We start from the raw sequence: 12696 nt of genomic DNA on the forward strand, positions 1-12696 counted from the left end.
ATTCTTCATACGATCGTGCCAAACACCGCCGTACGAAAAATTCATGAAAAGGACAGGCGGAGCTCTGCTACAACTGGTCAAAAGCATCCTAGATGACCTCAATCTCCGTAAAGACGCATGAACCCATCAAGTAAAAAGTAATCCTCCATTTCTCGAAGGTGTCCTGAATCGTACAGATTCTGTCCACTTGCGGACAGCTAGTTGAATTCGCTTATCTACAAAATCCGCTTTGATTTCTTCTGAGGCCTATTTTGATAAACTGGCAATTTATTTGCTATGCAAATGAGAAAGATAAAACTCAGATACAGATAACTAATGAAAGGCACCCAGTTGGGCGAATTTGAAGAGCTGGTCTTATTGGCCATCGCGCTCCTATATGATGACGCCTACAGTGTGGCGGTGGTTGAAGAACTGGGGCAGCGGCTGGAGCGCCCCGTGAGTTTAGGTGCTGTTCACCGCACGATGCAACGACTGGAAGAAAAAGGCCTGGTAAATTCCCGGTTTGGAGAGGCCAGTGCCGAACGAGGTGGACGTCGCAAGCGGCTTTACACCGTTACCATGACCGGTGAGCAGGCTTTGCAGGAAGCTCGCCGACTTCGCAACGAACTGTGGGCCGGTATTCCGAAAACCGCTTTCGGCGGACCTACCCTATGAGCCATCAAGCAAGACCCCAACCACCCAGGTGGGCGCAGCGCCTGCTGGCCTGGATTGCCGCTGCTCATCTGCGGGAGGAAATTCTAGGCGACCTCGATGAGTTGTTTCATCAACGGGCGCAGCGCCAGGGCTACCCAAAGGCGCGCTGGTTGTATTGGCTGGATGTCCTGCTGCTATTGCATCCCCGGCTCTGGCGCCGACCGCCGGATCAATCTACCTTTTTGCATCAATATCCTTCTGACTCTTCCCAACCCTTTTTTCTCCGCCCGGCCATGTTACGAAATTATCTCACCATCGCCTTCAGAACCTTGAGCAGAAACAAGCTCTATACCGCCCTCAACATAGCGGGGCTTACGTTTGGAATTACCTGCTTTCTGCTCATTGGGCTGTATCTGTTCGATGAACTCACTTTTGATCAACACCATAGTCGGGCCAATCACATCTACCGTGTTATTGAGCATAAGGTGGTAAAAGGTGAGGCCACCACCCTTGCCGCGGCCAGCTACAAACTGGCCGCTGAATCGGGGAAAACCATTGCCCAAATTGAAAACACGACGCGTCTTTCCCGGATCGGGCGGGCGAACCTGATCAACCCCGAAAACCCGGTAAACTTTCAGGAAACCGTCACCAACGCCGATGAAAACTTCCTGTCAATCTTTGACTTTCCCCTGATTCAAGGTGATAAGTACACGGCGTTAAAGGAGCCCAACTCCATCGTGATCAATGAAGACCTGGCCATGCGGCTATTTGGCCACACCCAGGTCTTGGGCAAAACGCTCCAATTTAGCCACCTGGACGCCCCGCTGAAAGTGACGGGTGTTCTCAAAAATCACCTGCGTAATTCCAGTTTCGACTTTAATTCGCTCGTTTCGGAAGCTACCTATCAGAATACCGATTTCTATAAACAAACCGTAGCTAGTGGGTGGTCGTCTGCCGATTTTTCCGTCTATGTTCTGCTACGGCCCAACACCAACGCCGAAACGGTTTCCTCTCAATTAACCAGGCTCGTGTTGGCTAATGTTAAGCCCGAGCCAGGTACCCACCTGTCGTACCGCCTTCAGGCACTGAGCGATATTCACCTGCATTCGGAAGGCATCATCGATGGCGCCCGGAATACGAACGTGGAGGCCATGGCGCAGGGAAGTCTGTTTTACATCCGAATCTTCCTATTTATCGCGCTGTTTGTTCTGGGTATTGCCGGTATCAATTACATGAATTTATCGACCGCCCGGGCCTCGAACCGCTTAAAGGAAATTGGAGTCCGTAAGTCGATTGGAGCCCAACGCAGTCAGCTAATCTATCAATTCCTGGTAGAAGCTCTGCTGATAACGGTTCTTTCGTTGGTGGCAGCCCTGCTGCTGGTCAACATTCTTCTGCCCTTCTTCAATTCATTTGTCAAGAAACAACTGACGTTGGGATGGGGCACGGATTACCGAATCTGGCTCATGACTCTGGGCGCTACCCTACTGATCGGGCTGTTGTCGGGAAGTTACCCCGCTTTGCTGCTATCGGGTTTCAAGCCGGTGCTCCTGTTAAAAGGCATGAAGATTAACCCGCGGGGTAGTCTGAGTTTGCGGAAAGTCCTGGTGGTTTTTCAATTTACAATCTCGACGGTGCTGATGATTGGTACCATCGTTCTGTATTGGCAGGTACGGTTTATGAACACCACCGATTTGGGTTTTAATAAAGACCAGTTGGTGGTCATCGATGTCAATACCGGTACCGCAAGGGACCGTTTTGAGACGATCAAAGCGGACATGGCCAAAATACCTACCGTAAAAAATGTATCGGTTACCTCCCGAGTACCCGGGGAATGGAAGATGATTCGGACGGTTAAGATGCACCCGCCGGGTAAAGCGGATGATCAACAAATTTCCTACCTGATTGGGGCGGACAAGGACTTTCTTAAAACCTTTGAGGTTGACCTGCTAAAGGGACGAAACTTTGTCAATCCGGCGGATTCCATGTCCGTACTGCTGAATGAAACAGCCGCTCGTCTGTTTAATCTGACTGAGCCTTCCGGCCAATGGCTGGAGATTCCCACCCTGTCATGGGGCGGTGAGTTTCGGCCGGTCAACCCCGACAATACGCCCTTCAAAGTCCGGGTCATCGGGATTGTCAAGGATTTTCACTTTCAGTCACTAAAGGCTAAGATTGAACCGCTGGTGCTGGCTTACCACCAAAATCCGATTCATGGCATTGACTATTATACGGTACGTATTGATGCCAATGGCATTTCCCAAACCCTGGAAAAGCTTCAATCTATCCTGCAGAAAGCTGATCCAGACGAGCCGTTTGAGTATCATTTTCTGGATCAGCAACTGGCGGTCTTCTACCAGGAAGACGCCCGCCGACAGACGCTGCTCATCTGGGTCGCCCTGGCCACCATTTTCATCGCCTGCCTGGGCTTGTTTGGTCTGGCTACTTACTCCACCGAACAACGCACCAAAGAAGTGGGGGTTCGAAAAGTACTGGGTGCCAGCACCGTCAGCCTGGCTACGCTGCTCTCGGGGGATTTTCTCAAATTAGTGTTAGTGGCCAATGGGATTGCCTTTCCCATAGCCTGGTGGGTCACCGGCCAATGGTTACAAGATTATGCGTATCACATTGATCTGGAGTGGTGGATGTTTGCTCTGGCGGGTGTAGTGGCGATGCTTATTGCATTCCTGACGGTTAGTTACCAATCCATTAAAGCGGCCCTGGTCAACCCGGTGAGGAGTTTGCGATCGGAATAATACTGCCGCAGATGCTACTCAAAAAGCAGCCGGCTTAGTATACTTTTTACAGGCAACATCACCCATCCTGCTTTTGCAAGGATGACGTAGCTCATTATCCGCTACGATTACCTGCCCAGTATAATGGCCCTGAAGTGGCCAAGTCGTCTAAAATTCTTCTAAATAGGTTCTCAACAGCCAGTTGGCGTTCATCTGACCGCCTACAGTGGTATTGATTACTATATCCGTTATACCGAATTCACAGGCAGCGTAACCGGATTCACATTAAGCCGGATTGGGAAGCTAGAAAGAACTGTTTTTTGTCTTTATAATTTCGACAACATGCAAAAGACAGCCTTATTTATTATTGCAGGGGTACTAACACTTTCTTCAGTCAAGGCGCAAATTAACTGGGGCGATTACTCGCATAGCTACCCGGATAAGCTCCAAAAACACCCCTCAGTCCTGGGGTTAATTCTAGCCATCCGGAAAGAGAATAACTCCTTTTGGCAAATCCGGGACAAGAGTAATCATTTTCATACGCTGGCGAAGGATTCGTCTTTCCGACGTTTCAGACCTAAAGAAATCCTGGCACGTACTACCTTTGATACCGCTTGTGCCCACTTCTTTCTGCACGGAGTTGGTCCGCAAAATGCCCACTTATATCAATTCCGGGTTATGGAATACCCCAGTAAGCGAATTCAAGTCCCCTGGCATGGAATCACCCGGTTCACCGATTCAACTCTGATCCACAGTTCAGGTCTGCCTAAGATGGCTTATCTGGGGGGCTATAAAACCAGCCTGGGTAAAATGTTGATTATAGATGTTAGGAGAGTAGATGTAAATCAGATTGTAGCCACTTCATTGATTGCCTGGGAGTCCATCAAACCGGAGATTACCAGTATTTATACCTCCGAAACGATGGATAAATTTCTGCAGCGGCTGCAATCACCCTGGATGCCCTACGATCAGTCGGTTGGCCATTTTTCGCCGGTTCTCACCGTGCCTGCCACCAATACAAACCTGATATTTTCCTTACAAAATGGCACATTTACTAAAAAGCAGATTCAATATGAATTGATTCGCAATGGCCGCGTTTATACCCCCTGGCGATACAATGCGTATGACAATAGCTTTGTCTGGATCAAAGATTACCCGCCCGGCAGCTATACGATGAGAATACGTTACTCCGTTCAGCCTCAGCATATCGCCCAATACCGCTTTGAGGTAGCTCCCCTTTGGTACCAAACCAATTGGTTCCGCCTTTTGGCCGGTATGCTGGTGGCTGGACTAGTGGGATTACTGTTCTTGTTGATTCGACAGCGACTAAAAACCCAGCAGGAACAGTTCAATAAAACCAAGTTACAACTCGAATTAAAAGCTATATATGCTCAGCTAAACCCTCACTTTGTTTTCAATGCCCTTAGCTCGATTCAGGGCCTCATCAATAAACAAGATATTAAAGGAGCTAACAGTTACCTGTCTGACTTTGCCCGGTTGATGCGGCAGTCGCTCCAGCAGAGCCAGAAAGATGAAATAGCGCTGTATGAAGAAATCCAGACATTAGACAGGTATTTAAAGCTTGAGCAGCTGCGGTTTGGTTTTGGATACACCATTCAGGTCGATTCGACGATTAACGTATACGAAACGAGTGTACCTATCCTGCTTTTACAACCTTTGGTTGAAAACGCGGTAAAGCACGGTGTAGCCTTGTTGGGAGAAAAAGGCTCAATTAATCTGGCCATTAACCAGTCCAATAACAGCATGATCGTATCCGTTACTGATAACGGCAATGGTTTTAAGGAGGACAAAGCAACTTCGGGTTTAGGCTTAAAGCTCACCCGTGACCGAATCAATCTGCTAAATAAGTTTCATTCTGAATCGCAGATTACCTTAGCCATTCGGAACGCCGTTTCATCTGGCACGCAAATTATCCTCACTTTTAGCCAATGGTTTTGAAAGCGCTTCTGATTGATGACGAGCAACCCAACCTGGATAATCTACAGGCGTTGCTGGAGATGTATTGCCCCCAGGTAAAGATTTGTGGTACTGCCCTGAACGCTCAGGATGCGACAAGGCTGCTGTATATCCACCAACCGGATTTGATGTTTCTAGACATCCAGATGCCGGGGCAAAATGGATTCGACTTATTACGTAGCCTCCCTGCTTATCACTTTGAGGTAATTTTTGTGACAGCTTATGATCAGTATGCCATCCAGGCCCTGCGTTTTTCGGCGATTGACTATCTGTTGAAACCCGTTGCAATTGAGGAGCTACAAGCGGCAGTGGAAAGAGCCCATCGGCAGCATCATCAGAAGGAGCAGAATAAACTGCTTCAAAACCTGATGCACTTTTTGAAAGCTGACCCTAAGTTAGATGAGCCACGCATTGCCTTAGCAACGGCCAAAGAAACGCGTTTCGTCAAAACCAGTGAAATCATTCGTTGCGAATCGTCTAACAACTATACAACCTTCTATCTGACTGGTAGCGAAACCCTGCTTGTCTGCAAGCCCATCTATAGCTATAATGATTTATTAGGGGCGTGTGGCTTTATACGGTGCCATCAATCGCACCTGGTTAACAAAATGTATATAAAGAGCTGGAAAAAGGAATTTGGTGACTTTTTGTTGCTGACCGATGGCTCCCAGGTACCCATATCCAGAAGGAACAGGGAGGAACTGAAAAGATTATTACGTTTTTAAGCAAAATGATTCTCCTAGCCGCGTATCTACATCCAAAGCGGTCAGGCGTATGTCATCGCCGTGACGCTGCAAAAGGGCAGTCAGCGGCTGGCGGCCTTCTGGCGGACGCACAAATCGCACCTGGTTAATCCGGATTATATTCGGCTGATTCGCAAGTCACCACAGGGTCGGTTTGCGTACTTAACCACGGGGAAGCCATCCCGGTGGCACGCCGGGTAACGACCTATCCGGATTGAGGCTGTTGATTTCAAACACCGCTCTTAAGGTTACCAGAGTCTTTGTGAGTTGAGGCCACCTGTAGCCATTCATGGCTAAAGAGCTCGTTTCTATGACACATACTTACTTGTGGATAGAGTGCTGATTCAATAGCTGTGTGAGCAGCTTCATATCAAGCGGTTTGACCAGATGGTGATCGAATCCTGCCTCCCTGGCTCTTCGTTTATCTTCTTCCCCACCATAACCGGTTACAGCGATCATCACCACGTCCTGCCCCCAGGGCTGTTGGCGAATAAGGCGGCAGGTTTCGTAGCCATCCAGCTCGGGCATTCCAATATCACACAGAATGACCGTAGGATGAAGCACTTCGGCAGCCTGGATTCCTTCCCGGCCACTGTGCCGGGTATGAACCTCATAGCCTCGTAGCTTTAATGTATGGGTGAGCATAAAAGCCAGACCGGGATTATCGTCGATCACCAGGATTCGCTGGTGGACTAGCTTTGCATCGAGGGGGGAGGCAACCGGCGTTGCCGCATTGGAGGACGGCTCCAGCAAGGGTAAGCAGATGAGAAACTCACTGCCCTGGCCTAAGCCCGGACTGTGGGCCTGCACTCGCCCCCCGTGCATTTCTACCAGCCGCTTGACCAGCGTTAAGCCAATGCCCAGCCCCCCCTCCGAACGCGCCAGCGAGACATCCACCTGAACAAACAGCTCGAAGATGGCCGTCTGCTGATCGGGCGTTAAGCCAATGCCGTTGTCGGCTACCCGCAGCAGGGCCTGTCCGTCTTTTTCCTGCAGGCTTACCCATACCTGCCCCTGTTCGCCGGTGTAGCGCAGGCCATTGGTCAGCAGGTTGGTGACCACCTGCCCCAGCCGGGTGGCATCGCCCTGGACAAAGAGCGGTTTTCCCCAAGGAGTGAAGTGGAGCCCTTTGCCGAGGGCCTCATACTGGGGACGAATCGCTGCTACCGAACTCGCTATTAGACCTGTTAACTCTACGGTCTCAAGCTTAAGCTGGATTTTTCCCCGGCTGATTCGGCTCACATCCAGCAGTTCATCGACCAGCCGGACCAGGTGATCGACCTGCTGATTGATCAGGCGCACGGTTTGCTGCTGCAGTGGATCGGTTTCGTCCGTCCAGCTCAGCAGGCCCATACCCAGTCGGATGCTGGCCAGGGGATTGCGCAGTTCATGAGCCAGCATGGCCAGAAACTCGTCCTTGCGTTGGCTGGCTTCTTTCAGGGCCTCTTCCGCCTGTTTTAACTCACTGATGTCGGTGATGATGGCCACGATCCCCGTGGCCCGGCCCTCATCCTCCCGAATTGGCACGGCAGCCATGCGGATCCAGATGGGAGGCCCCTCATCCGGGGTATAAAGCATTTCCAGGCCGGGCACCACCCGCTCCCCCCGTAGCGCCCGGGCTGCAGGGTATTCCTCTGGCTCCAACCGGCGGCCCTCCGGGTGATAAGCCTGCCAGCGATCCTGCCGGGCTCGGTCCTGGGAAGGGATCAGACCATTGGGTAAAAATCGTTGCATCTGTCTGTTAGCGAGTACCAGTCGACCGTTGGTGTCAGCTTCGCCCACCCCTACGGGCAGACTTTCGAATAGGGCCGTCAGCCGGGCCTGGCTGGCCCGCAAGGCCTCCTCGGCACGGGCGCGTTCGATGCGGGGCAGCAGCCGGTTCATCACATCGGTCAGCAGGGCAATCTGGTCGGGCTGCCAGTCGTAGGCAATGGGCGAAAAGAGGGTCAGAATCGATTTCCAGTGTTCCTCCCGGCGGTAGGGCAAGCCTACATACGAACCAATGTCCAGGGCTTTGAATGCCTCGGCGTTGGCCCCCGAATCGGTTTGGATATCCCTAATAACCACGTTTTCACCCTGGCGAAGCCGCCCGACGCCGTCGGGGCTGAAGTACGCCGACAGGTGGGCTCTTTCGGGCAGCAACAAGGGATCTTTTGCCCAGAAGAAGCGCCGGTACACTTCGTCAGAGTCGGGCCGGATGTCCCAGATACTAAAGGAGGAAATGGGAAAAACGGCCGTGAGTTTTTGGCCTGCTATTGCCATAATCTCCTGGGTGCCAACCTGGCCTGTGATGGCTTCTGTGATGTCAGCCAGCAGGTCCTGGTGGTCCTGCTGGCGTTTGCGTTGGGTGATATCGTTAAACAACAGGCCCACTTTCTGCTCACTGGCCTGCCCTACCCGAAAGCCATAGATGTCATACCAGCGGTCCATTGATTTCGATTGGACTTCAAAACGGCAGCGTTCTCCAGTGAGCACAACCTGGCCAAACATATCCAGAAAGTTCTGAGGAAAAGTGGGGACAATATCCCGAATCCATCGACCTGTGCCCTGGTAGATGCCGGTCAGTTTCTCAAACGAGGGATTGACCTCCAGAAGGCGGTAGTCTTCGACCTGGCCCCACTCATTGAATTGGACCTGAATCAGGCAGAAGCCTTCCTCGATGGAGCTAAACAACAGGCGGTATTGTTCTTCCGATTGGCGCAAGGCCTGCTCTACCTGCTTGCGCTGGGTGATATCGATGACTAATCCGGCGCTGTGATAGGGCCTGCCACTCTGATTATAAAATACCTGGCCGGTCCCCTGAAGCCAGCGCACCTGCCCATCATCGTGCACCACCCGGTATTCGTATTCAAACTCCTTGCGCTGGGCAATCGATTCGGCGGCCCGGGCCTGGACGTTGGAGCGGTCTTCGGGGTGAATCCTACCCAACCAACCTTCAAGGGTTTGAGCCTCTTCCTGAGAGCTAAATCCCACAATGGCTTTGCCTTCCGGGCTCCATTCCACCTGACCACTCACCAAGTCCCACCGGGCCCAGCCCGCCCGGGCACTGCGCATGGCTTGCGTCAGCCAGAGGTGGTTGTAGTGCAGGGCTTCCTGGCTCTTTTTGCGTTCGGTAATGTTTGTAAAAAGCACTGCGATTCGGGGCAGATCATACCCCTCGAGCCGGAAAGCATGAGCCTCAATCCAAAGGTCAAGCGAATCTACATAGTCTTGGAAATGAACCGGCTGGCCGGTTAAAGCGGCCTGGTCATAGTGGGCCATGATGTGTTCCTGGGCCCCAGGGACCAGTTGCCGAATGGTTTTACCGACTACCTGCCCAAGTCCGGATTGCTCTTCGAAAGCGGGATTGGTCAGCAGGTAGCGAAAATCGCTGGGGGCATTGGGTGGAGTAGGGACTTTTTCCAATAAGCAAAAGCCCTGGTTCATGCTATCAATGACCGTCTGGTAGATTGGAAGCAGCGTTTCGGGTAGGAGTTCAGGCATAGCATTGATGAAATAGTCCTGTTTGGGCAAACAGACTACATTGCAAATGGTTTGTGAATGACGCCCTAGAAAGTGCCAGATGCCCCTACTTAGCGTTTAAGGCGGCTTGCTGCACTACCCATTGTTTCTGAAAACCATACCTAGCCTCAAGGGAGTGTGAGTGGCGATCAGAAGGCCGTAGGATGGCATTAGGATGCAAGCGTTTGTTTTCTAACAGGAAAATTCACCGATTTGTCCTTATGTGGTCTAAAAGGTCCGGCTTTTTATCTGGGAGAACTGTGCAACACAATCAAGGGTTTTAGGGTAGTCGTGTCGTAAATCGTTACCCGAAAGGCTCCATGGAGCACATAAACAGACTGCTGCTGAATAGCGTCTATCAATGTACAGTGTTCCGATTGATGGGTTACCTGTTTTGCATTATCCAGTACAACAATTGACCAGCGGGGAGTACTTAATTGTTTCATGCCTATGTCTTCGCAAACCCTGTGCCAACTCGAGCTAACAATCGCCTTGCCTGCGCGGTAGGAATGAAGACTTAGGTGCCAGTTTCCACCTGCCCGGAGCGCAGCCGCAATAAAGACGGTAGGAGATATAAGGGGCGGACGTGGTTAATGACTTGAAGACAAGGGAGAAAAAAGAAACGAATGTATGTTCTTCAGGCCAACCTACGCATTCGCTTTCACCCCTCAAATCCTTATTGGCTAAGCGGCTGAAAATTCCTTGGGCAGTCATAACTAGAGTGGCCTTATTCTCCCAAGCAACCAGAAGCGAAAAAGTGTATGGAAGCTCCATACACTTAATTCTACACCCTTTAGTCAGCCTACTTACTTTTGACCAGTCGGTATCGCCTGGCCGCCTTCCCCTGACCCACCTGCAAAAGGTACATGCCGGAAGCCAGCGTTGGACCTAGATCGATAGACTGTTCATCCTGCACGTCACTTAACTCCAGCACCTTCCGGCCCGAGAGATCGTAAAGAGCTACCGGTCGTTTGCTGGCTACCTGCCCTCTGCCCTTGAGCTGAAACGACTCCCGGAAGGGGTTCGGGAAGACCTGAACGCAGCCCGGCTCTGTGTCGGCACTCAGCCGGGCTGCGGGTGATGAATCAACGAATTGAAAACTGACTGTTAAAGGGATACCGGCTGAACCGGTGCCATCCTTACCGGGGTAAGGCGTCGCCGTCAGCGTATAAGGGCCAAGAACCGGTTTCCAGGTACGGTAATGGCCATTGCCATCATCCTTAAAAAGCGCATAAGGGGGCGCATCCTCCAACTGGGTACGGGTCTGCGTACCGTCTAGCTACAGGATGACCGAGGCAACCGTGTCGGGATTGATGTGGGCCCGGATATTAAACATATGGCTGGCCAGGCTGGCCAGATCCAGCACTTGCCCATCGGTTATTTCCTGAATGGGCTGATGGGTTACCGCATTGATCAACGTGAAATTTTCCACCTTCAAATAGTCTGCTATCGTAAAACTCAGGGAGTAGGGTGCCGTATTCTCGATGTGAGTGCGCGACTGCTGACCACTGAGTTGAAACACCACCGAGCCCACAGTAGCCGGATTGGTGTTGGCCCGGATGGCCAGGTTACGGGTAGGCAGGCCCGCCAGGTTGATTTCTTCACCGGCCTTTAGTTCGCGGATCTGTTGATCGGTATGGGCGTTGATTAAGCTAACACTCAGCACAGCCAGCGGCACGGCGGCCGGAGTAATTTTACGGACACGCTCGTTTATGGCGTCACTGATGTAAATATTGTCCTGAGCGTCGACTGCAATCGCAATGGGTTGATTAAAACTTGCCTGTGAAGGCAAGCCGCCGTCGCCGCTAAAACCTGCTATGCCATTGCCGGCAATGGTGCTAATAATACCATCAGGACTAATCTGACGAATGCGGTGGTTGCCAACATCCGCAATCAAGAATCAAGATATTATTATGGTTATCTACGGCAATAGCCGTTGGAAACATGCTGGCATTGGTAGCCGCTTGCTAGTCTCCATTAAAGCCTATTTGCCCATTTCCCGCAACGGTGGTGATAACGCCATCCGGAGTAATTTTTCGAATGCGGTGATTACCATAATCGACAACTAAGACATTATCCTGACGATCCACGGCGATACTTATCGGAAGATTCAGACTGGCGCTGGTCGCTGGACCGCCATCACCACTAAAGCCATAAGTGCCATTGCCAGCCACTGTAGTGATGATGCCTTGGAGCGTTACCTTACGAATGCGAGAGTTACCCTGATCAGCAATGAAGAGGTTCCCCTGCGAATCGAGGGCTACCGATATGGGTCTATACAAGCTCGTATTGATGGCTGGTCCGCCATCACCAGTAAAGCAACCTTGACTACCAGGACCGCCACAAATTAAACCGTTGCCTACAATGGTGTTGATGATGCCATCAGGCGTCACTTTACGAATGCGGTTATTGAATACTTGATCACCAATGAGCAGGCTACCTTGGGCATCAACGGCAATGCCGTGTGTATTGGCAAAACGGGCCTTTATGGCTGGACCACCATCCCCCTGAAAGCCAGTCCAACCATCACCGGCAAAGGCGTGGATGATGCCATCAGATGTGACTTTGCGGATGCGCCCGCCGTCGGAAATGTAGAGGTCGCCTTGGCCATCAACGGCTAGTCCATAGACGGTGTATAAGCGTGAACTGATTGCGGGTACCTCATCACTATAATTGCCTTCAGGGCCGTTACCCGCAACGGTAGTAATGGTTTGAGCGGATGCCGTAAATAAGCATCCTGCTAGTAGGAGACCAGCGGTTAACAAACCGGCTACGGGAATCGGAAAAAGCGTAGTGAACGGGTCATAAAGAAACAGGTTAGGATTGATACAATGTGTAAATGAGTAATCGCAATTATTTTATTGTCACTCTGCTCCATGTTGATCCGCAAACCGGTTCATGCTAACGAGAATCGGCTGCTGGTTGCATGGATGGCAGCTATAGCTAGCTGTAAAATTGAAAGGCCGGTGGGGTAATAGAGGTAGTATTTCTCAGGAAGAAAATTAAAATAAAAAACGACAAGCAATCTCTTTTTGGTTGATTTTTAATTACTTAATGGTGGAGAGGTAAGTGCTTGAAGGTGTGCCATAAAACAAGACTGCTGAAAG

9 protein-coding genes are annotated in these 12696 nt (G+C 51.1%); 5 read left to right on the top strand and 4 right to left on the bottom strand.

Annotation, left to right across the window (positions count from 1 at the left end):
• Nucleotides 1-315: 315 nt before the first annotated feature.
• The 5 genes from LX87_RS04995 to LX87_RS05015 all read left to right on the top strand — a co-directional run bounded on the left by LX87_RS04995 (nucleotide 316) and on the right by LX87_RS05015 (nucleotide 6289).
• Entirely contained in the window at nucleotides 316-654 is a 339-nt protein-coding gene (locus tag LX87_RS04995) for a PadR family transcriptional regulator (protein WP_111627041.1), read from the top strand.
• Nucleotides 651-3389: an ABC transporter permease gene (locus LX87_RS05000; RefSeq protein ID WP_111627042.1), complete on the top strand. Its 2739-nt coding sequence runs from the start codon at nucleotides 651-653 to the stop codon at nucleotides 3387-3389. Before LX87_RS04995 ends, LX87_RS05000 begins: the two co-directional genes overlap by 4 nt.
• Nucleotides 3390-3710: 321 nt before the next feature.
• Nucleotides 3711-5327 carry a sensor histidine kinase gene (locus LX87_RS05005; RefSeq protein ID WP_111627043.1) on the top strand — a complete coding sequence of 539 codons (1617 nt, stop codon included), beginning with the start codon at nucleotides 3711-3713 and terminating at the stop codon, nucleotides 5325-5327.
• The gene (locus LX87_RS05010; RefSeq protein ID WP_111627044.1) at nucleotides 5318-6070 is read left to right on the top strand and encodes a LytR/AlgR family response regulator transcription factor; all 753 of its coding nucleotides are present in this window, start codon (nucleotides 5318-5320) and stop codon (nucleotides 6068-6070) included. The genes LX87_RS05005 and LX87_RS05010 overlap by 10 nt, the downstream gene beginning before the upstream one ends.
• A 30-nt stretch (nucleotides 6071-6100) precedes the next feature.
• The gene (locus LX87_RS05015) at nucleotides 6101-6289 is read left to right on the top strand and encodes a LytTR family transcriptional regulator DNA-binding domain-containing protein (protein ID WP_262511066.1); all 189 of its coding nucleotides are present in this window, start codon (nucleotides 6101-6103) and stop codon (nucleotides 6287-6289) included.
• 120 nt (nucleotides 6290-6409) lie between these two features.
• Here LX87_RS05015 and LX87_RS05020 read toward each other — a convergent pair whose 3' ends face one another.
• The 4 genes from LX87_RS05020 to LX87_RS05035 form a co-directional block, all read right to left on the bottom strand.
• Nucleotides 6410-9571 (bottom strand): hybrid sensor histidine kinase/response regulator, encoded by a 3162-nt coding sequence (locus LX87_RS05020; protein ID WP_146624427.1) that lies wholly within the window; start codon nucleotides 9569-9571, stop codon nucleotides 6410-6412.
• 820 nt (nucleotides 9572-10391) lie between these two features.
• Nucleotides 10392-10841 carry a T9SS type A sorting domain-containing protein gene (locus tag LX87_RS05025; RefSeq protein ID WP_111627047.1) on the bottom strand — a complete coding sequence of 150 codons (450 nt, stop codon included), beginning with the start codon at nucleotides 10839-10841 and terminating at the stop codon, nucleotides 10392-10394.
• Nucleotides 10842-10868: 27 nt separating this feature from the next.
• Nucleotides 10869-11486, bottom strand: a complete 618-nt coding sequence (locus LX87_RS05030) for an NHL repeat-containing protein (protein WP_111627048.1) — start codon at nucleotides 11484-11486, stop codon at nucleotides 10869-10871.
• 70 nt (nucleotides 11487-11556) lie between these two features.
• Complete coding sequence (locus LX87_RS05035) at nucleotides 11557-12354, bottom strand: NHL domain-containing protein (protein WP_111627049.1); 798 nt, start codon at nucleotides 12352-12354, stop codon at nucleotides 11557-11559.
• Nucleotides 12355-12696 lie beyond the last annotated feature (342 nt).

Origin of the sequence: Larkinella arboricola (assembly GCF_003259745.1) — a bacterium.
In the GTDB taxonomy this organism is placed as follows: Bacteria; Bacteroidota; Bacteroidia; order Cytophagales; family Spirosomataceae; genus Larkinella; species Larkinella arboricola.

Coding starts and splice junctions, on each gene's coding strand:
- LX87_RS05010 (WP_111627044.1), top strand. CDS start 5,318: ATGGTTTTGAAAGCGCTTCTGATTGATGACGAGCAACCCAACCTGGAT.
- LX87_RS05000 (WP_111627042.1), top strand. CDS start 651: ATGAGCCATCAAGCAAGACCCCAACCACCCAGGTGGGCGCAGCGCCTG.
- LX87_RS04995 (WP_111627041.1), top strand. CDS start 316: ATGAAAGGCACCCAGTTGGGCGAATTTGAAGAGCTGGTCTTATTGGCC.
- LX87_RS05005 (WP_111627043.1), top strand. CDS start 3,711: ATGCAAAAGACAGCCTTATTTATTATTGCAGGGGTACTAACACTTTCT.
- LX87_RS05020 (WP_146624427.1), bottom strand. CDS start 9,571: ATGCCTGAACTCCTACCCGAAACGCTGCTTCCAATCTACCAGACGGTC.